Source organism: Bradyrhizobium sp. 147 (assembly GCF_023073935.1).
Classification (GTDB): Bacteria; Pseudomonadota; Alphaproteobacteria; order Rhizobiales; family Xanthobacteraceae; genus Bradyrhizobium.
In genome coordinates this window covers 95,001-115,241 of the sequence record NZ_JADPKL010000125.1, presented here as the reverse complement: position 1 = coordinate 115,241, position 20,241 = coordinate 95,001, and the positions used below count along the sequence as shown (strand labels likewise).

Sequence of the window (20,241 nt, the reverse complement as noted above, 5' to 3'; positions counted from 1 at the left end):
GGTCGCCGCATGTCCAATATGACCGTTGCCACAGGCCGTCGCTCCCGTTGGGGCCTTTTCATCGCACCCGTTCTCGTCCTGGTCCTCGCGGTCGCCTGGAGCTGTTTCTGGTTCTACGCGGCGTCGCAGGCCGAAATTGCCGCAGACGCCTGGCGCGCGCAGGAGGCCAAATCCGGACGCATCTATGATTGCGCCAAGCGCTCGATCGCGGGATTCCCGTTCCGCTTCGAGGTCCAGTGCTCCGGCGCCAGCGTCGCCCTGGTGTCGCAGAATGCGAGCAAGACGCCGTTTACGGCCAAGCTCGACAACATCCTGGTCGTCGCCCAGGTCTACGACCCCAAGCTCGTCATCGCCGAGTTCTCCGCGCCGGCGACGCTGACTGACGGCGTCACGCAAAACACCTTCGTGGTGAACTGGAGCAAGGGCCGCGCTAGCGTGGTGGGTCTGCCGGCCGTGCCGGATCGCGCCTCCATCGTGTTCGACGATCCCGGCCTCAACCGTCTCGACGGCAGCGTGCCGGTGCCGCTCGCGCGCGCCAAGCAGGTCGAGCTGCACGGCCGCCTCGCGGACGGATCGTCGCCCGATCATCCGGTCATCGAGACGGTGCTCCATGTCGCGCAGGGCAGCATCCAGGGCGTTCATCCCTTGCTCGCCGAGCCGTTCGAGGCCGACACGCGCGCGAAGGTCACCGGCCTCACCGACGTCACGCCAAAACCCTGGCCGCAGCGCTTCCGCGAGATCCAGGCCGCCGGCGGCCATATCGAGATCGTGCAGTCGCGGATCCAGCAGGGCGAGATGATCGCGGTTGCGGCCGGCACGCTCGGCCTCTCGGCCACTGGCCGGCTCGACGGCGAATTGCAGATGACGGTGACGGGCCTCGAGCGCGTGATCCCGGCGCTCGGCATCGACAAGATACTGGAGGAGGGCGTACCGCAGGCAACGCTCGACCGCGTCGCGCCCGGCGTGAAGTCGCAGGATCTCAACAATCTCTTCGGCGCGCTCGACCGCGCCGTTCCGGGGCTCGGCAAGGTCATCAAGCAGAACGCCAATGCCGGCGTCGCCGCCGGCATCAATTCGATCGGCACCGAGAGCACGCTCGAGGGCAAGAAGGCGAGAAGCTTTCCGCTGAAATTCGTCGACGGCGCCGTGCTGCTCGGTCCGGTCAAGGTCGGCCAGATCCCGCCGCTGTATTGACTCGCCGTCATTCCGGAGCATTTGCGAAGCGAATGAACCCGGAATCTCGAGCCGCAATCTCGAGATTCCGGGTTCGCGCTTCGCGCGCCCCGGAATGACGGGAGTGAAGTTACGGCTTCTTCAGCGCAGCGTGCGGCCGGCCGAAATCGGGCGCGGCCGAATCCTGGCCGATCTCGACGATGCCGCGGCGGATGGCGCGGGTGCGGGTGAAGTGGTCGAACAGAGCTTCGCCGTCGCCGCGGCGGATCGCGCGGGTGAGCTTGGCGAGGTCCTCGGTGAAGGTGCCGAGCATCTCCAGCACGGCCTCCTTGTTGGCGAGGAAGACGTCGCGCCACATCGTCGGGTCGGACGCGGCGATCCGGGTGAAATCGCGAAAGCCGCCGGCGGAGAATTTGATCACCTCGGATTCCGTCACCTGCGCCAGCTCGTCGGCCGTGCCGACGATGGTGTAGGCGATCAGATGCGGCAGATGGCTGGTGATCGCGAGCACGAGATCATGATGATCCGGCGTCATGATTTCGACCTTGGCGCCCATCGCCGCCCAGAACGCGCGCAGGCGATCGGTGGCAGCAGCATCGACGCCTTCCGGTGGCGTGAGGATGCACCAGCGGTTGATGAAGAGCTCGGCAAAGCCCGAATCCGGACCGGAATGCTCGGTGCCCGCGACCGGATGCGCCGGCACGAAATGAACGCCCTGCGGCAGATGCGGGGCCATGTCCCTGACCACCGCGCCCTTGACCGAGCCGACGTCGGAGATGATTGCACCCGGCTTGAGATGCGCGGCGATCTCCCGCGCGACCTCGCCACAGGCGCCGACGGGAATGCAGAGGATGACGAGATCGGCATCCTTCACCGCTTCCGCGTTGGTCGCCACGACGTGGTCGACGATGCCGAGCTCGGCGACCCGCGCGCGCGTCTTTTCCGAGCGCGCGGTGGTGACGATCTCACTCACCAAGCCCTGGAGCTTCGCAGCGCGCGCGATCGAGCCGCCGATCAGGCCAAAGCCGATCAGCGCGACGCGCTGGAAGTGCGCCTGCGCGCTCATTTGCCGCCCATGAAGTCGCGCAAGGCCTCGACCACGAGGCGGTTGGCCTCCTCGGTGCCGATAGTCATGCGCAGCGCATGCGGCAGGCCGTAATTCTTCAGCGCGCGCAGCACCAGGCCCCGCTCGGTGAGGAAGGCGTCGGCATCATCCGCGGTCTTGCCCTTGTCGGTCGGGAAGTGGATCAGCACGAAATTGGCGACGCTCGGCGTCACCTTCAGCCCGATCTTGCCGATCTCCTCGGTCAGCCGGTTGCGCCAGGTCTCGGTGAACTGCTTCGACATCGCCTGGTGCGCGGTGTCCTCGATCGCGGCGACCGCGGCATACATCGCCGGCGTCGACACGTTGAAGGGACCGCGGATGCGGTTGACTGCGTCGATGATGTGCTCGGGGCCGAACATCCAGCCGATGCGCAGCGCCGCAAGTCCGTGGATCTTGGAGAAGGTGTGCGTTACCACCGTGTTCTCGGTGGTGGCGACGAGCTCGATTCCCATCTCGTAATCGTTGCGCGAGACGTAGTCGCAATAGGCGGCGTCCAGCACCAGCAGCACCTGCGAGGGCAGGCCGGCGCGCAGGCGCTTGACCTCATCGAACGGCAGATAGGTGCCGGTCGGGTTGTTGGGATTGGCGAGCCAGACCAGTTTTGTCCGCGGTGTCACGGCCTCGAGGATGGCGTCGACGTCGGCGGTGAAGTTGGTTTCGGGCGCCACCACGTTCTTGGCCCCGTTCGCCATGGTCGCGATCGGGTAGACCAGGAAGCCGTGGGTGGTCGAGATCGCCTCGTCGCCCTGGCTGAGATAAGTGTGCGCGAGCAGATTGAGGATCTCATCGGAGCCGGCGCCGCAGATGATGCGGTTGGGGTCGAGGCCGAAGCTGCGGCCGATCGCTTCGCGCAGCACGCGCGAGGTGCCTTCCGGATAATCCTCCAGATGATCCGCCACGCGCTTGAACGCCTCGATCGCCTTCGGCGAGGGCCCGAACGGCGTCTCGTTGGCCGAGAGCTTGAACACCTTGCGGCCCGGCTCCGGCACCGGGCTCTTGCCGGGCGTGTAGGGCGCAATATCGAGAATGCCGGGATTCGGCACGGGGCGGGACATCTTCAACTCCGGATTGGCGGGACGGCTCGCGACTTACGATTTCGGCCCGGTCGGGGGCACCGTATAGCGCGTTGCGTGGCTGCCGACGAGGGCCGTGGAGCGCACCGAGGCCCCCGCCTCGATCAGGGCAGCCCTGATCTTGTCGATGCTGGTCGCGCTCGTGACCGAGACCAGCAGGGCGGCGCCGTCGAAGGCGGTATCGGGCACCGCCACGATTTCGGCAAGCGGCGACAGGGCGCGCGCGACCTCGGCGTTCCAGCCCGATACGCGCACGCTGAAGGTCTCGACCTCAGTCACCAGCGCGCTGTCGGCGACGCGCGAGATCGCGAACACCGGCAGTGCAGCCGGATGGTCGGCGCGCTCGACGAACGGCATCCGCGCGATGATCTTGGGCGCGCCGGTCTCTTCCAGCTCCAGCCACCACGGCGTGCGGCTCGAGGTCGCCGAGACCAGCGCCAGGTCGCCCTTCGACTTCGCCACCGCCTCGACCGCGGCCTGCGCGCTGAAATGCGCGATGTAGGGCACGGTGAAGCCGAAATGGAAGCGCGCGGAATCGCGCATCGCCGGCTCGCTCACCGAGATGTCGGCATGCACGGAGAACGGCGCCTGCACATAGGTGAAGGTCGAGATGATGACGCGCCAGATGCTCTCGACCGTGTCGAGCGGCAGGATGCCGCGATGACGCTGGACGAGGTCGCGCATCATGGCGGCCTCGCGCGCCGGCCGGAATGCGGAGCCGACCTCCTGGGTCTGCTTCACCTGGATCAGGCGGTGGATGATGTCGCCGCGCTGCATCAGGAGGCGATGCATGCCCTCGTCGATCGCGTCGATCTCCTTGCGCAATTCCTGAAGCGATGGCGGCGCGGGCGGACGTTGGGACATGACTGACAACGGCTGTTCAGAGGCGTTCCAATGCGGATCGGTCAGTGCCGTCACCGCTGCGGTCGATGTCCTGATTAGGCAGGATAGGCCGCGAAAGCAAAGAGAAATGCTAGGAGAAGCTGGGCCTTTTCAGGCGACGTATCAGGGACGAATGGGGTTAATCCGGACCGCGGCTTGACGAAGACCGCTCCAAACAGTAAGTTTTTGCCTGTTCCGTGGTCATTTGAGCCGGCCGGCTTGCAGCCACGTTAAAAAACTCGCTAAACAGGCCGGGGACGCTTCCGATCCCGGCCGAACCTATCGTTCAGGCCGGGTTTTTTATGGCCTGATGTCACTGCGGTCGTAAGTCTGATCGCAAACGAGGTCGATGCTCAGATGGGTAGCGTCAAGTCGATTCCGAGTCCCGCGATCAGCGCCGACGATCGATCGCACGAGGTAGATCATCCGAGTTCGCAGGTTGTGCATTTCGGCGCCGATCAGCCGCTGCGGCTCGATTGCGGCGTCGATCTCTCCCCGTTCCAGATCGCCTACCAGACCTATGGCGAGCTGAACGCCGATCGCTCCAACGCCATTCTGGTTTGCCATGCGCTGACCGGTGACCAGCATGTCGCCAACGTGCATCCGGTCACCGGCAAGCCCGGCTGGTGGGAGACGCTGGTCGGCCCCGGCCGTCCGCTTGATCCTCAACACTACTTCATCATCTGCTCCAACGTGATCGGCGGCTGCATGGGCTCGACCGGGCCGGCTTCGATCAATCCCGCGACGGGCAAGGTCTGGGGCCTCGATTTCCCCGTCATCACCATTCCCGACATGGTACGGGCGCAGGCGATGCTGATCGACCGGCTCGGCATCGACACGTTGTTCGCGGTGGTGGGCGGCTCGATGGGAGGCATGCAGGTGCTGCAATGGACCGCGGCCTATCCTGCCCGCGTGTACTCCGCGCTGGCGATTGCGTGCTCGACGCGGCACTCGGCGCAGAACATCGCCTTCCACGAGCTCGGCCGCCAGGCCGTGATGGCCGATCCCGATTGGCACAATGGCGGCTATGCCGACCATGGCATCCACCCGCATCGCGGCCTCGCGGTGGCACGGATGGCGGCGCACATCACCTATCTCTCAGACGCCGCGCTGCACCGAAAATTCGGCCGCCGCATGCAGGACCGTGAGCTGCCGACCTTTTCGTTTGACGCCGACTTTCAGGTCGAGTCCTATTTGCGCTATCAGGGCTCGTCCTTCGTCGAGCGCTTCGATGCCAATTCCTATCTCTATCTGACGCGCGCGATGGATTATTTCGACATCGCCGCCGATCATGGTGGCGTGCTGGCAAAGGCGTTCGTGGGCATCAAGACCCGCTTCTGCGTGGTCTCCTTCACCAGCGACTGGCTGTTCCCGACATCGGAATCGCGCGCGCTGGTGCACGCGCTGAATGCGTCGAGCGCGCGGGTGTCGTTCGCCGAAATCGAGACCGATCGCGGCCACGACGCCTTCCTGCTCGACGTCCCCGAATTCTTCGACATCTCGCGGGCCTTCCTGCAATCCGCGGGCAAGGCCCGCGGTCTCAACGGCAAAGGTGGCTAAGATGTCGGTACAGGAGGTGCTGCCGCTGAACGGCGTTGCGACGGGGCCGTCCGGTCAGTTTCGCGCCGATCATCTGCTCGTTGCCGACATGGTCAAGCCCGGCTCGAAGGTGCTCGACGTCGGCTGCGGCGAGGGCGATCTGCTCCAGCTGCTGGAAACGCGTGGCATCGACGGCCGCGGCATCGAGCTGTCGCGCGAGGGCGTCAACCGCTGCGTCGCCAAGGGGCTCGCGGTGGTGCAGGGCGATGCCGATACCGACCTCGTCAACTATCCCGACGACGCCTTCGATTACGTGATCCTGTCGCAGACGCTGCAGGCGACGCGGCAGCCGCGGGTGGTGCTGGAGAACCTGCTGCGCATCGGCCGCCGCGCCATCGTGTCGTTTCCGAATTTCGGCTTCTGGAAGATGCGGCTCCAGCTCCTGATCGGCGGCCACATGCCGCGCACGGAGAATCTGCCGGCAACCTGGTACGACACCGCCAATATCCACTTCTGCACCATCAAGGATTTTGTCGAGCTCTGCGACGAGATCAACGTCAAGATGGAGCGCTCGGTCGCGCTCGACCTCTACGGCCGCCCGGTGCCGCTGAACCTGCCCTGGTGGGTGTGGAACATGTTCGGCGAGCAGGGCGTGTTCCTGCTGAGCAGAGGCGAGGGGAAGTAGTCTCTGTCCGTCATTCCGGGGCGCGCGAAGCGCGAGCCCGGAATCCATCGTGCAACAGCGACCGCGGCCCGATGGATTCCGGGCCTGCGCCTTTCGGCGCATCCCGGAATGACAGCTAATGCGCCGCCAGCGACCTCGGATCGCGCACCGGCCAGCGGCCCGCTTCCACCAGCGTGACGAACCGCTCCACGCTCTCGTTGAATAGCGCCGGCTCTTCGAGGTTGAGGACGTGGCCCGACTTCGGAAACATCGCGAGCCCTGCGGCCGGAAGATGCTTCTTCAGGAACAGGCTCGGTCCGACGCACGGATCGTCCTCGTCGCCACAGATGATCAGCGCCGGCGTTGCAACGCCTCTGATCGCATCCGTCATAGTATAGATCGAGGGACGGCCGCCCTGGAAGCCGCGCATCGTGCGCGCCGATCCCTTGGCATCGTGGCGAGCAAGGGCAGCGTAGAAATCGGCGTGGCCGCGCGGGTCCTTCACCAGGAAGGGAATCCGGCTCGGCGCCTCGCGCGTGACCTTTGCGACCTCGGCGGAGCCGAGCGTCTCGAACTGCTCGGCGTTGGCGCGGCACTGCCTGCGCCAGGCGTCGAGATTCTCGATCTCGGAGCCCGAGCCGACGCCGGCCAGCGTCATCGACAATGCGCGCTGTGGCGCATTAAGCCCGATCTGAAGCGACGAGTAGGCCCCCATCGACAGGCCGACGAGATGGGCGCGCTCGATCCTGAGGTGATCGAGCACCGCGAGCGCGTCGGTGTAGAAATGCGTGTAGGTGTAGGCCTCGCCATCGGGCACGTCGGACGGCGTGTAGCCGCGCGCAGAATAAGTGATGCAGCGATGGCCGCGCGAGAAGTAGCGCATCTGCGGCTCCCAATTGGTGTAGTCGGCCGCGAACTCGTGCAGGAAGATGATCGGCGTACCGGCGCCGGCTTCCTCGAAATACAGACGGCAATCATCCTTCGTCACGGCGTAAGGCATGCGGTTCTCCCTGAGAGTGCTGCGGCATTGGAATGCCGTTCTGCAGTTCACGCATGAGGGTTCTAGCACCGTTAACCTCCGCGCAAAATCTCCCGGGACGTGTCTTGATCTCGCCACATCGGGATTCTGATACGCAAAGTAGATGTCGGCCGCGCACGGGCCGATCGGGGAAGTGGGGGTGTAACGAAGGATGAAGAATGTTCGAGTTGTTTGCGTCTCGCCTGTCGCGTTGTGTTGTCGCGCTGGCGCTCTTCTTCGCGACGGTCGTCGCGTTCGTTTCTCCGGCCTCAGCGCGGCCGCATCATCGTCATAGCGCAGAGCGGCACGCTTACGTGCACCACGCCAGACATCATCACAACCGCCACCATGCCCGCAGCTCGCGCTTCGAGCGCAGCGCGGCGCGATTGCAGGCGAGCGGATTCGCCAACATTCAGGCGAGCTATGATCCGAACGCCAATAGCGGCGGCATGGCCACTAATGGAATAGCCCCTAGCGGCTTGGCCAATAACGCCATGAGCAGCGGCGGTTTCGGCGGCGGATCGGGCCTCGTGTCCGAGGCGCGCCGCTATCTCGGCGGCAATCCCACCGGACGCGGCAGCCTGTGGTGCGCGCGCTTCATGAACATGGTGCTGCAACATACCGGGCATCAGGGCACGGGCTCCGATATGGCGAGTTCGTTCGCGCGCTATGGCACGCGCATCTCCGGTCCGCAGGTCGGCGCCATCGCGGTGATGTCGCGCGGCGGCCGCGGCGGCCATGTCGGGATCATCAGCGGCATCGATGCGCGGGGTAATCCGATCATGATCTCCGGCAACAATGGCAACCGCGTCCGCGAGGCGCCGGTCTCGCGCGGCAAGATCTATGCGTATGTGATGCCGAACTAACGATGGAGCCGAGGGTGGGCAAAGGCGCGAAGCGCCGTGCCCACCAGCGGTGCGTCAACATTCGAAAACGGAAGTGGTGGGCACGCTTCGCTTTGGCCACCCTACGGCAGCGAAGGGTTCGCTCACACCAGTCTCGGCTCTTCCACCGCGACCGCATCGCCGACGCCGATCTCGCCGCCTTCGATCACCTCGGCATAGATGCCGCAATCCATGTGGCCGAGATGGCGCGAGAGCGCCGGCGGGATCTCGAGGTCGCGCTTGGCGGTCACCGGGTCGACGTTGGTCGCCGGGCAGCGCTTGATGCGCTTGACCACCTTCAGCCGCGCCTGCCCGATCGCGAGCGTCTGGTCGACGAGGTCGAGCTCGGACCAAGCCGGCCAACCTCGGACATAGAGATTGGCGCGGAAACGCAGGGGGTGGACGGCGGCGCCGAGCATGGTCTCGAGGGCGCGGACGCTGTCGAGATTGATGATGGACACGACCTTGCGGGCGACGTCGGAGAAGCTGTGGTCGCGGCCGGACAGGACCTTGGGCGGGCCCTTCAGTTCCGGCTGAAAGTTCTCGCTGAAATAGCTCTCGATGGCGGCGCGCCCGGCAGCGGTCTCGAGATCGCCGCTGGCGACGATCTGGCCGTCCTTGCGGATGGTCAGGCGATTGGTCGCGTCCTCGAACCAGCTGTCGAGGGAGGCCAGTCGCTCATTGCGCGCCAGCATCAGAAACTGGATTTTCGGCTTCCACTGGGGCGCCTCGGGATCGAACCCGCTCGGCCCGTTCTCAATGGCGTAGCGGCGGTCGGCGGGCAGGGTCTGGCCGCTCCGCAACACGACGCGGGTCAGGTGTTCCGGCGTCAGGCCCTTGATCGGGTAGCGGTAGAGGCCGGTAATCTCGGCGGTGCGGCTGGCTATCATGCCGCTACTTAGGGGATTCGGCAGGCCCGCGCCAAGCGGCCCGTGAGCGCACGAAATTGTGAACGCGCCTCTTCCGCATCAGCGACCCGCTTCCCACATTTGCCTCAGGTCGGCGGCACCGCCGGCAGAACACGACTGTTACCGGTTGAAACGTCAATACGGTGATCGGAAACCCAATGAAGATGCCGTCTGGAGTGCCTTTGAGGGCTCCGAGGGCAGGCCGAGGGATAGAAAAGACATGAATATCGAGAAGTACACCGAACGCTCCAGGGGCTTCATCCAATCCGCGCAGTCGCTTGCGATGCGCGAGGGGCACCAGCAGTTTTCCACCCTGCATGTGCTGAAGGTCCTGCTGGACGACACTGAAGGGCTGGCTGCCGGTCTGATCGAGCGCGCCGGCGGCAATTCGCGTGCAATCCTGAAGGCGACCGAGGACGCGCTGAACAGGGTACCGAAGGTCTCCGGCGGCGGCGCTGGCCAGATCTATCTCGCGCCCGAGCTCGCCCGCACCTTCGATGCGGCCGAGAAGGCCGGCGAGAAGGCCGGCGACAGTTTTGTCACCGTCGAGCGGCTGCTGCTCGGTCTGGCGCTGGAGAAGACCAGCGAGGCCGGCACGATCCTCAATAAGGGCGGTGTCACCCCGCAAAATCTCAATGCGGCCATTGAAGCGCTGCGCAAGGGCCGCACCGCGGACAGCGCGACCGCCGAGAATGCCTACGACGCGCTGAAGAAATATGCCCGCGACCTCACCCAGGCGGCGCGCGACGGCAAGCTCGACCCGGTCATCGGCCGTGACGAGGAGATTCGCCGCACCATCCAGGTGCTGTCGCGCCGGACCAAGAACAATCCCGTGCTGATCGGTGAGCCCGGCGTCGGCAAGACCGCCATCGCCGAGGGCTTGGCGCTGCGCATCGTCAATGGCGATGTGCCCGACAGCCTCAAGGACAAGAAGTTGCTTGCGCTCGACTTGGGCGCCCTGATCGCCGGCGCGAAGTATCGTGGTGAATTCGAGGAGCGGCTGAAGGCCGTGCTCCAGGAAGTCACCGCGAGCGAGGGCACCTACGTCCTGTTCATCGATGAGATGCACACGCTGATCGGCGCCGGCAAGGGCGATGGCGCGATGGACGCCTCCAACCTGCTCAAGCCGGCGCTCGCCCGCGGCGAGCTGCACTGCATCGGCGCGACCACGCTCGACGAGTACCAGAAGCACGTCGAGAAGGATGCGGCGCTGGCGCGGCGCTTCCAGCCGATCTTCATCAGCGAGCCGTCGGTCGAGGATACCATCTCGATCCTGCGCGGCTTGAAGGACAAGTACGAGCAGCACCATGGCGTACGGATCACCGATTCGGCGCTTGTGGCGTCCGCGACCCTGTCCAACCGCTACATCACCGACCGCTTCCTGCCCGACAAGGCCATTGACCTCATGGACGAGGCCGCGGCGCGGCTGAAGATGCAGGTCGATTCCAAGCCCGAAGAGTTGGACTCGCTCGACCGCGAGATCATCCGGCTCAAGATCGAGCAGGAGGCGCTGAAGAAGGAAAGCGATGCCGGCTCCAAGTCCCGGCTCCAGACGCTGGAGAAGGACCTTGCCGAGCTCGAGGAGAAGTCTGCGGCACTGACGGCGCGCTGGAGCGCGGAGAAGAGCAAGCTCTCCGATGCCCAGAAGCTGAAGGCCGAGCTCGACGGCCTGCGAGTCGAGCTGGCCAACGCCCAGCGGCGCGGCGAATTCCAGAAGGCCGGCGAGCTGGCCTATGGAAGGATCCCGGAGCTGGAGAAGAAGCTCGCGGAGATCGAGGCCAAGGAGAACGCCGGCGAGATGATGGAGGAGGCGGTCACCGCCAACCACATCGCGCAGGTGGTCTCGCGCTGGACCGGCGTGCCCGTCGACAAGATGCTGGAAGGCGAGAAGGAGAAGCTCCTGAAGATGGAGGATCAGCTCGGCAAGCGCGTCGTCGGCCAGGCCGAAGCCGTGCGTGCGGTCGCAACCGCCGTGCGCCGCTCGCGCGCAGGCCTGCAGGACCCGAACCGGCCGACCGGCTCGTTCATGTTCTTGGGCCCCACCGGCGTCGGCAAGACCGAGCTGACCAAGGCGCTTGCCGAGTACCTGTTCAACGACGAGACCGCGATGGTCCGCCTCGACATGTCCGAATACATGGAGAAGCACTCGGTCTCGCGGCTGATCGGCGCGCCTCCGGGCTATGTCGGCTATGACGAGGGCGGCGCGCTCACCGAAGCGGTGCGGCGCCGGCCCTATCAGGTGGTGCTGTTCGACGAGATCGAGAAGGCGCATCCCGACGTGTTCAACGTCCTGCTCCAGGTGCTCGACGATGGCCGCCTGACCGATGGCCAGGGCCGCACGGTCGACTTCCGCAACACGCTGATCATCATGACCTCGAACCTCGGTTCGGAATTTCTGGTCAACCAGCCGGAAGGCGAGGACACCTCGGCCGTGCGCGAGCAGGTGATGGGAATGGTGCGTGGGCATTTCCGCCCCGAATTCCTCAACCGCGTCGACGAGATCATCCTGTTCCACCGCTTGCAGAAGAGCGAGATGGGCCGGATCGTCGAGATCCAGTTCGCGCGGCTGCAGAAGCTCCTCAGCGATCGCAAGATCGTGCTGACGCTCGATGCCGCAGGCCGCGACTGGCTTGCTGCCAAAGGCTGGGATCCCGCCTACGGCGCACGGCCGCTGAAGCGGGTGATTCAGCGCTATCTCCAGGACCCGCTCGCCGAGATGATCCTGGCCGGCGAGATCAGCGACGGCGACAGGGTTGCGATCTCGTCCGAGGGCAACGTGCTGACCTTCAACGGCAAGGCGCCGCAAACCGCGGAGATCGCCCAGTTCGAGGCCCCGGTGCCGAAGCGGAAGCTGAACTGAGCGTATCTGCCGCCTGAAGCAACAGGACGCCCCGGAGAGATCTATCTTTCCGGGGCGAATTCGTCGGTTGGCTTGCTGGCTAGCTGAGCGCGGACGCGGAGCCGGGAGCGGCGGGGCCTTGCTCCTCGTCGTCCTCCTCGAGCTCCGAGAGAATATCCACCAGCTCGCGCACCCGGCCCTGCGCCAGCGGCCGCAAGTCGTTGATCATCGGCTCGTCATTGGCGAGCCAGGCCTGGGCTTCGGCGAGTTCCTCGGCCGTCGCGCCGGTCCCGATGATCTGGGCAATGGTGACGTCATCGGCCCGGTCCACGGCCTTGACGACATCGTCACGTGAGAGGCGCGTCATGGGCGATCCTCCTGCTGGTACGCTTCCGTCAGCGTCTAACCGGGAACCCGAGCCTGGGTTCCGCGGTCAGCTCTTGTTCGGCGATTGCTACTTCTTCACCGCCTTGTAGATCGCATTCTCCACGTCCGAGGTGAAGTAAATGACGCCGCTCGCACCGACCGCGACGCCCGTCGGGATATGCGTCGGCAGGCCGCCGGGTGCGCCTGTCAGGCCGATCGGAAGATTGGCCGCGATCTCCGTCACCTTGCCGGTCTCCGGCGCGATCTCGACCAATCGTTTGGCGCCGACTTCCGCCACGATCAGCTTGCCGTCGCTGGCGCGCGCAATGCCTTCGGGCATTTTCAGCTCCTTGGCGAGCACGGTCTTTGCGCCGTTCTTGTCGATCCGGGAGACGGCGCCGGAGAAGGCCTCGGTGACATAGACTTCGCCAGCCGATCCGCCGACGAGACCCACCGGTCCCTCGAGATCGCCGATCAGCGTGGCGCGATCCTGGCCATGCTCACCGCTCACCTTGACCAGCGATTTGGTGCCGAGCTCGGCCACCAGAATGCTGCCGTCCGCGAGCACAATCGCGTCATGCGGGGCCTTGAAACCGTGCAGCATGTCCCGCGTGGCGCCGGTCTTGCCGTCGATCACCTGCACCGTGCCGGTGAACCAGCTCGACAGGACCACGTCGTTGCCCTTCGCAGTCGCGCTCATCGGATATTCGAGAGTGACGCCGGCGGCGTGCATGCGCGCCTTCTCGGTGACCTCGCCGGTGGCACCGTCGACCGTACGATAGGCGAACACGTCGGCGACATGGATGGTATCCTTGCCATTGTCCGAGGTGACGCCGATGCCGCCGGGCAGGGCCAGCTTGCCGATGATAATTTGCTTGGCCTGGCCGGTCGCCGGATCGACCTCCTGGATGCCGTTATCGGCCATGTTGGAGACGTAGATGCGGTCCTTGCCGTCGATCGCGAGATTGTCCAACGACGGCTTCAGTTGCGCGACCATGGTCTTGGCGCCGGACTTCGGATCGACCCGGACGAGCTGGCCGAGCGCGGTGTCGACGACAAAGAGGTTGCCTTTGGAATCGAAATTCACCGCGGCCGGAACCTTGAAGCCATCGGCGACGACGGTCAGCTCGGCCTTGTCGACGTCGACTTTTGCGACCTGTCCCTTGAACCAGAGCGGACCGTAGAGCTTGTCGCCGGGACCGAACTCGAAGCCGTTGAGGCCGCCCATCTTCTCCATGATCTGGCGCGGCGGCTTGATGCCCTCGACGTCGATCTCGTAGAGCGTGTCGCCGAGGAAGACGGTGGTGGCGTAGAGCCTGCCGTCCTTGCGGAAGGCGAGCGAGTTGATACCGGGAAGGCCGGAAGCAAGCTTCTTGATCGGGCCATCACCCTTGCGGGCATAGAGATCGCCGGCGAGGAAACCGGTCCAGGCCATGGTGCCGTCGGGCGCGAACGCGATGTCGTCGGCCATTCCGATCGGCGCGGGGATCGCGATCTTGGCCGTGCCGCCTGCGATGTCGACCTCGTAGAGCGCGGCGCCGGCGACACTGCCGGCAAACAGATGGCCGGCCTTGTCGATGCCGAGCCCGTGGACGCCGTGGAATGCGGAGCCCGGGACGAGCTTGGTGACCTCCCAGGTTGCCGGCAAGGTCTCAGCCGATGCACTCGTGATGGAGAAAACTGCAGCAACCAGGGCTGCGCAGGCGAGCCTGTTCTTCATGGCGAGACCTCCCTTTTTCGGAAAGTATTCGCCCGTCGAGCGGCTTTGGCAAACGAAACTTGACGTTGTGAGGTGGCGCGCGGCCGCGCCGATTTAGCGGTTCGTCACCTGCAACGGTCCGCCGGTCGCATCCGACATCCTCGCGATGGCGCCGCCGCGGCCGCTCATCATGCCGTCGAGCCGGTCGCGCTCTTTCTCGAAGCTCGCCAGCATCGGGCCCTCCAGCGAGCGCCCGCGCGGCAGCTTTACCCGCATCGGATCGACGAAGCGTCCGTTGACCAGGATCTCGTAGTGAACGTGCGGGCCGGTCGACAGGCCGGATGAGCCGACGAAGCCGATCACCTGGCCCTGCCGCACCTTCTTGCCGACTTCCATGCCCTTGGCGAAGGCCGACATGTGGCCGTAGGCGGTCTCGTAGCCGTTGGCGTGCTTGATGCGGATGTACTTGCCGTAGCCGCCCTCGGGGCCGGCCTTCTCGATCATGCCGTTGCCGGAGGCGAAGATCGGCGTGCCGTAGGTGGTGGCCCAGTCGACGCCGGTGTGCATCTTCACGTAGCCGAGGATCGGATGGCGGCGGCCGCCGAAGCCGGAGCGCATGATGGCGTTGTTGACGGGCTTCCTGACCAGGAACTTCTTCGCGCTCTTGCCGGTCTCGTCGTAGTAGTCGACGACGCCGTCGTCGGGGCTCTGGTAGCGGTAATATTTCTTGGTCTCGCCGCCGACGGTGAGCGAAGCGAACAGCACCTCGTTCTTCTCGCTCGCGGTCACGCCCTCGTCCTCGCCGGCGTAGAACACGTCGAAGGAATCGCCTGGCTGCACCTTGCGCTGAAAATCGACGTCGTAGGAGTAGATCTTGATCATGTCGTCGATGACAGGCATCGGCACCTTGTTGCGCATCGCGGTCTCGTAGATGCTCTGATAGAGCCGCACGCCGGAGCCGTCATCGTCGTCATCGTCGTCGCTGTTGGCGCTGGCCGCAGCGTCGGTGACGGTGTTCATGCTGGAGACGTCAACCGCGACGTATTTGCCGAGATCGGACAGCGCCGCGATCGCCTCGACCATGGTGTCATTGGCGACGACGACGCGGTAGGGCTGCAGGCGCGCGCCGGGGCTTGCGGGCGCCATCAGGATGCGGAGCTTCTCGCCTTCCTTCAGACCACCGTCGCGGCCGCGCGGACCGAGCGTTGCGGTGATCGCCTTGATCTCGTCGGCGGTGGCGCCGAGATCGCGCAGCACGCCAGCGACGCTGTCGCCCTTCTTGACCATGTGGACGCGTTCGCCGTTGGGATTGCCGCCGGTGATCTGCTCCTTGGTCTTGGGCAGCAGCGTGACGTTTTCCGGCACCACGCGCGTCTCGAAGCCGGCATAGGGATCGGACGGCGATACTTCGGTGGCATAGGCCATCTTGATGTCGGAGGCGCCGGTCGCGCCGGAGACGTCGGCGGCGGCATTGGCGAGCGAGGCGTAGCGCACCCCGCCATTGCCGCGCCAATTGGCGGCATCGCGCACCCGCATCAGGATGTCGTCGAGCGCCACCACCGCGGAAATCTTGGCCTTCGGCAGCACAGGCGACAGGTCCTTGGTGACGAAGGAGACCTCGGCGTCGGGCTCGACGGCTTCGGGATTGTTCGGGTCGTCGGAGGCGGTCTTCGGATCGGAGCCGACGTCGGTGAGCATGCGCTGGGCGTTGAACGGCGGAATCTTCGCCGACAGATCGCTCGTCGTCATCGACAGATTGCCGGCGATGCGGACGAACGGGCGCACCCGCATCACGTCGCGGTTGCCGACGCGGGCGACCGTGGAGACGCGGACGATGTTGCGCGAAGCCGTGGATTCGCTTGGCGGCGGCAGGCGGTCGCTCTTGTGCAGCGTGGCGGCGCGATCGGCTGCGCCGAATGCACCGCGCAGCGCGCCTTCGACCCGCTCCGGCACTTTGGCGAAGGTCATCTCGCCATCGAGCGACGCAAAAACGGCGCCGCCGATGAGGGCCGCGCCGCAGAGTCCGGTCAGAATCGTCCCGCTGAACCATTGTACCGAGACTCGGCGGCGATCGATCACGGCGGCCTCAGAACCGTCGACCGACAGCGGCGGCTCGTGGCCGAGATCGATGATCCCGGTCTCACGCCCGTAAGCGCTGCGTGACGTCCTGTGGTTCAACCCAAAGTCCCCCAATTCAACGACCCAAAAGCCCCGTATCGAGCCTTTTCCCGGTCGCCCTCTTCGAGGCGTATCGCAGGAAAAGGGCAAGCCGCATAGGCGTTCGCGGTCAGAAGGCCCCGATGACGGGCCGGCCGAAATTACGAACAGCTAAACGGAAAAAGGTCTCTCGATGTCTCTCGAATGCCGGAGGAAGGCCGCGCCATCTGCAAGATCGCCTTCCTCTGACCCATGAAAACCGCCGGCAGCCCCCACTGGCATCCCCGCGATTCAAGCTTGTCTCTTATCAGAACGCCGCGGGATTGTGGCTCAAGTACGGCGCCTCCTATGGAAAAAGTTTCCTGAAGGGCGGTCGCGGGAGGCCTCCTTGGACGGGCGTCCCAAGCCCTCTCCCAAGCCGCCTCCGAAGCCCGCTCCAGAGCCCGCAGGGGCCCAAACTTTTTTCAGTTTTTTCCTCGCACAGCATCGGCCCGGCCGTTCTCCGTCCTCCTAAGTGGCTGTAAACACGAGAAATTTTCAGGTGGTCCACTGTGCGACGATTTGTTGACGATGGGCGTTGACAATCCCGATGAGGGGGGACTATAACCCCAACCACTGAGCGCGGCGCCGCCGGGTCACTGACCAAGGCGAGCGAACGCGCCACTGATGCTCCTCACCTTGTTGAGTGACACAACAATCGACACCAGTCGGTTGGAGTCATTCATCGTCGGTAAGGGTGTCGGAACCCTTCCACGCTGGAAGGTTGGGGTCTCCAAGGTCCCGGGCTGTTTGACAAGTGAAGATGAAGAAAGAGAAACGTGGACGGCGGAGTCCTTGCGGGTCTCGCTTCTGAGAAGCTTCGGCTTTTCTGATCGAGACCGGACGAAAGACTTCGGCGGTACACGTTTCAAAGGTAACACCATGGCCTCTTCATTGAGGTCAGTTCGCAAGCGATGTGAATCGCTTCGCGAGTATGGTGGGACCTCGTCAAACGTTGTGATCAGCCGGTTCAAAGTTCAAGTCCAACTTGAGAGTTTGATCCTGGCTCAGAGCGAACGCTGGCGGCAGGCTTAACACATGCAAGTCGAGCGGGCGTAGCAATACGTCAGCGGCAGACGGGTGAGTAACGCGTGGGAACGTACCTTTTGGTTCGGAACAACACAGGGAAACTTGTGCTAATACCGGATAAGCCCTTACGGGGAAAGATTTATCGCCGAAAGATCGGCCCGCGTCTGATTAGCTAGTTGGTGAGGTAATGGCTCACCAAGGCGACGATCAGTAGCTGGTCTGAGAGGATGATCAGCCACATTGGGACTGAGACACGGCCCAAACTCCTACGGGAGGCAGCAGTGGGGAATATTGGACAATGGGGGCAACCCTGATCCAGCCATGCCGCGTGAGTGATGAAGGCCCTAGGGTTGTAAAGCTCTTTTGTGCGGGAAGATAATGACGGTACCGCAAGAATAAGCCCCGGCTAACTTCGTGCCAGCAGCCGCGGTAATACGAAGGGGGCTAGCGTTGCTCGGAATCACTGGGCGTAAAGGGTGCGTAGGCGGGTCTTTAAGTCAGGGGTGAAATCCTGGAGCTCAACTCCAGAACTGCCTTTGATACTGAAGATCTTGAGTTCGGGAGAGGTGAGTGGAACTGCGAGTGTAGAGGTGAAATTCGTAGATATTCGCAAGAACACCAGTGGCGAAGGCGGCTCACTGGCCCGATACTGACGCTGAGGCACGAAAGCGTGGGGAGCAAACAGGATTAGATACCCTGGTAGTCCACGCCGTAAACGATGAATGCCAGCCGTTAGTGGGTTTACTCACTAGTGGCGCAGCTAACGCTTTAAGCATTCCGCCTGGGGAGTACGGTCGCAAGATTAAAACTCAAAGGAATTGACGGGGGCCCGCACAAGCGGTGGAGCATGTGGTTTAATTCGACGCAACGCGCAGAACCTTACCAGCCCTTGACATGTCCAGGACCGGTCGCAGAGATGTGACCTTCTCTTCGGAGCCTGGAACACAGGTGCTGCATGGCTGTCGTCAGCTCGTGTCGTGAGATGTTGGGTTAAGTCCCGCAACGAGCGCAACCCCCGTCCTTAGTTGCTACCATTTAGTTGAGCACTCTAAGGAGACTGCCGGTGATAAGCCGCGAGGAAGGTGGGGATGACGTCAAGTCCTCATGGCCCTTACGGGCTGGGCTACACACGTGCTACAATGGCGGTGACAATGGGATGCTAAGGGGCGACCCTTCGCAAATCTCAAAAAGCCGTCTCAGTTCGGATTGGGCTCTGCAACTCGAGCCCATGAAGTTGGAATCGCTAGTAATCGTGGATCAGCACGCCACGGTGAATACGTTCCCGGGCCTTGTACACACCGCCCGTCACACCATGGGAGTTGGCTTTACCTGAAGACGGTGCGCTAACCCGCAAGGGAGGCAGCCGGCCACGGTAGGGTCAGCGACTGGGGTGAAGTCGTAACAAGGTAGCCGTAGGGGAACCTGCGGCTGGATCACCTCCTTTCTAAGGATGATCCTTCAGCGAGCTCACGCTCACTATCGGATCGTTTTAGAAACATCAGTGGCCAACAGATCGCCAGATCGTTGAGCTGCATTGGCGGGATTTCGCCGTCTTCGTTTCTCTTTCTTCGCGGACGAACACGCGCCGGGGCTGCGCTGTGCGATTGCATTCGGCGCTGGTCGCCGATGCATGCACGCAAGACCCTAGTCCTGATAAGGATAGCGTTAGGGGCTTGTAGCTCAGTTGGTTAGAGCGCGCGCTTGATAAGCGTGAGGTCGGAAGTTCAAGTCTTCCCAGGCCCACCACGCTTCGCCGTTGGCTTTGCGTGGCACCGCCACGCGAGACAAGAAGCGAAGCGTGTCCGGCATAGCCCCTCGGGCGGCGCCGGACTTAAGAGAGGCGCTTCGTCTTCTGGTTACGGGGCCATAGCTCAGCTGGGAGAGCGCGTGCTTTGCAAGCATGAGGTCGTCGGTTCGATCCCGTCTGGCTCCACCAGCCTCCGCAGGCTTCGCCTGCTTCGGCTCGGCAAGCCAGCCGGTAGCGAAGGCTGCCGCGCCGTAGCCGAAAGGCGAAGGCGGGCTACTTCTGATCCCGTAACCATCATCGTCCGCGAAACATCACTTCGCACTCATTAGTCCGGATGGACAATGAGCTGCGTGTTTTCTGACATCGTAAAGAGGAGATCGATCCGAGTTGGGTCGTGCAGCAAATCGTTGCGCGAGCCTTCATTATCTCCGGATCATTTCGGCGCTCGCGCGCCTTTCAGTGCGGCTCACAAGGTTGCACCGGGAAGATGGGCGAGTTGTAAATGATCCTTTTAGCGAAGCTTGACCGCCTCGCTATCGGAACGATCTTACGAAGCAAGCTGGTCTTTCTAGTCAATGTCCGGCTGTACGTAGCATTCATCGAGGGTGCGCGCCGCAAGGCAATCGTACAGACAACATTCTGCCGAGTGTGTGGACATTGATAATGAGAGCAATCAAGTGCCTTAAGGGTGTTCGGTGGATGCCTTGGCGCTGAGAGGCGATGAAGGACGTGCTACGCTGCGATAAGCCGTGGGGAGCTGCGAAGAAGCTTTGATCCGCGGATTTCCGAATGGGGAAACCCACCTTCGATAGCCGGAACTCCAAGACCTTGTGTGTTGGGGTTCGACCAGAAATGTGAGAAATCAAACCGCGAGGTTTTGGATTTCCGGTTATCAAGAGAAGGTATGAGACTTCTGAATACATAGGAGGTTTCAAGCGAACCCAGGGAACTGAAACATCTAAGTACCTGGAGGAAAGGACATCAACAGAGACTCCGTTAGTAGTGGCGAGCGAACGCGGACCAGGCCAGTGATACATCAGAGACAATCGGAACCAGTCAGGAAAGCTGGGCCTTAGAGGGTGATAGCCCCGTACGAGTAATGCGATGATGTATCCACGA

13 protein-coding genes, 2 tRNA genes, 2 rRNA genes and 1 riboswitch (1 of these 18 cut by a window edge) are annotated in these 20,241 nt (G+C 63.6%); of the genes, 9 read left to right on the top strand and 8 right to left on the bottom strand.

Features of this window, described 5'->3' with window-relative positions:
* The first annotated feature begins 9 nt into the window (after positions 1 to 9).
* On the top strand, positions 10 to 1,194 hold the full coding sequence (locus tag IVA87_RS30340) for a DUF2125 domain-containing protein (RefSeq protein ID WP_247299082.1): 1,185 nt from the start codon (positions 10 to 12) through the stop codon (positions 1,192 to 1,194).
* Positions 1,195 to 1,303: 109 nt separating this feature from the next.
* Here the strand turns inward: IVA87_RS30340 and IVA87_RS30335 are convergent, their stop codons facing one another.
* The 3 genes from IVA87_RS30335 to IVA87_RS30325 are packed head-to-tail and all read right to left on the bottom strand — an operon-like array spanning position 1,304 to position 4,215.
* Entirely contained in the window at positions 1,304 to 2,239 is a 936-nt protein-coding gene (locus IVA87_RS30335; RefSeq protein WP_247299084.1) for a prephenate/arogenate dehydrogenase family protein, read from the bottom strand.
* Positions 2,236 to 3,333: a histidinol-phosphate transaminase gene (hisC, locus tag IVA87_RS30330; protein ID WP_247336578.1), complete on the bottom strand. Its 1,098-nt coding sequence runs from the start codon at positions 3,331 to 3,333 to the stop codon at positions 2,236 to 2,238. The genes IVA87_RS30335 and hisC overlap by 4 nt, the downstream gene beginning before the upstream one ends.
* A 33-nt stretch (positions 3,334 to 3,366) precedes the next feature.
* A complete protein-coding gene (locus IVA87_RS30325; protein ID WP_247299088.1) occupies positions 3,367 to 4,215 on the bottom strand; it encodes a chorismate mutase in 849 nt (282 codons plus the stop codon).
* 205 nt (positions 4,216 to 4,420) lie between these two features.
* A riboswitch (SAM riboswitch) is annotated at positions 4,421 to 4,500 on the top strand.
* Positions 4,501 to 4,590: 90 nt separating this feature from the next.
* On the opposite strand from IVA87_RS30325, the gene IVA87_RS30320 reads away from it, so the two are divergent.
* Together IVA87_RS30320 and metW are read left to right on the top strand one after the other, a co-directional pair.
* A complete protein-coding gene (locus IVA87_RS30320; RefSeq protein WP_247299090.1) occupies positions 4,591 to 5,793 on the top strand; it encodes a homoserine O-acetyltransferase in 1,203 nt (400 codons plus the stop codon).
* Position 5,794: 1 nt separating this feature from the next.
* Positions 5,795 to 6,457 carry a methionine biosynthesis protein MetW gene (metW, locus tag IVA87_RS30315; protein WP_247299092.1) on the top strand — a complete coding sequence of 221 codons (663 nt, stop codon included), beginning with the start codon at positions 5,795 to 5,797 and terminating at the stop codon, positions 6,455 to 6,457.
* Between the two features lie 115 nt (positions 6,458 to 6,572).
* On the opposite strand, the gene IVA87_RS30310 is transcribed toward metW, so the two are convergent.
* Positions 6,573 to 7,436, bottom strand: coding sequence for an alpha/beta hydrolase (locus tag IVA87_RS30310; protein WP_247299094.1), 864 nt, complete (start codon positions 7,434 to 7,436; stop codon positions 6,573 to 6,575).
* Positions 7,437 to 7,633: 197 nt separating this feature from the next.
* Here IVA87_RS30310 and IVA87_RS30305 point away from each other — a divergent pair, with 197 nt between their 5' ends.
* A complete protein-coding gene (locus IVA87_RS30305; protein ID WP_247299096.1) occupies positions 7,634 to 8,320 on the top strand; it encodes a TIGR02594 family protein in 687 nt (228 codons plus the stop codon).
* Positions 8,321 to 8,442: 122 nt separating this feature from the next.
* Here IVA87_RS30305 and IVA87_RS30300 read toward each other — a convergent pair whose 3' ends face one another.
* On the bottom strand, positions 8,443 to 9,228 hold the full coding sequence (locus IVA87_RS30300; RefSeq protein WP_247336574.1) for an MOSC domain-containing protein: 786 nt from the start codon (positions 9,226 to 9,228) through the stop codon (positions 8,443 to 8,445).
* A 238-nt stretch (positions 9,229 to 9,466) separates the two neighbouring features.
* Between IVA87_RS30300 and clpB the strand changes: the two genes are divergently transcribed.
* Entirely contained in the window at positions 9,467 to 12,106 is a 2,640-nt protein-coding gene (gene clpB, locus IVA87_RS30295) for an ATP-dependent chaperone ClpB (RefSeq protein WP_247299100.1), read from the top strand.
* A gap of 79 nt (positions 12,107 to 12,185) precedes the next feature.
* On the opposite strand, the gene IVA87_RS30290 is transcribed toward clpB, so the two are convergent.
* The 3 genes from IVA87_RS30290 to IVA87_RS30280 all read right to left on the bottom strand — a co-directional run bounded on the left by IVA87_RS30290 (position 12,186) and on the right by IVA87_RS30280 (position 16,328).
* Entirely contained in the window at positions 12,186 to 12,452 is a 267-nt protein-coding gene (locus IVA87_RS30290) for a hypothetical protein (RefSeq protein WP_247276784.1), read from the bottom strand.
* Between the two features lie 87 nt (positions 12,453 to 12,539).
* Positions 12,540 to 14,171 (bottom strand): hypothetical protein, encoded by a 1,632-nt coding sequence (locus IVA87_RS30285; RefSeq protein WP_247336570.1) that lies wholly within the window; start codon positions 14,169 to 14,171, stop codon positions 12,540 to 12,542.
* A gap of 93 nt (positions 14,172 to 14,264) precedes the next feature.
* Complete coding sequence (locus IVA87_RS30280; RefSeq protein ID WP_247299104.1) at positions 14,265 to 16,328, bottom strand: M23 family metallopeptidase; 2,064 nt, start codon at positions 16,326 to 16,328, stop codon at positions 14,265 to 14,267.
* A 1,002-nt stretch (positions 16,329 to 17,330) separates the two neighbouring features.
* Here IVA87_RS30280 and IVA87_RS30275 point away from each other — a divergent pair.
* From IVA87_RS30275 to IVA87_RS30260, 4 genes are all read left to right on the top strand, one after another.
* Positions 17,331 to 18,819 (top strand): 16S ribosomal RNA (locus IVA87_RS30275).
* A gap of 225 nt (positions 18,820 to 19,044) precedes the next feature.
* A tRNA-Ile gene (locus tag IVA87_RS30270) sits at positions 19,045 to 19,121 on the top strand.
* Positions 19,122 to 19,235: 114 nt separating this feature from the next.
* A tRNA-Ala gene (locus IVA87_RS30265) sits at positions 19,236 to 19,311 on the top strand.
* A 482-nt stretch (positions 19,312 to 19,793) separates the two neighbouring features.
* Positions 19,794 to 20,241, top strand: a 23S ribosomal RNA gene (locus IVA87_RS30260); it runs 2,397 nt beyond the window's last position.
* The 16S and 23S rRNA genes sit together here with 2 tRNA genes alongside, the layout of an rRNA operon.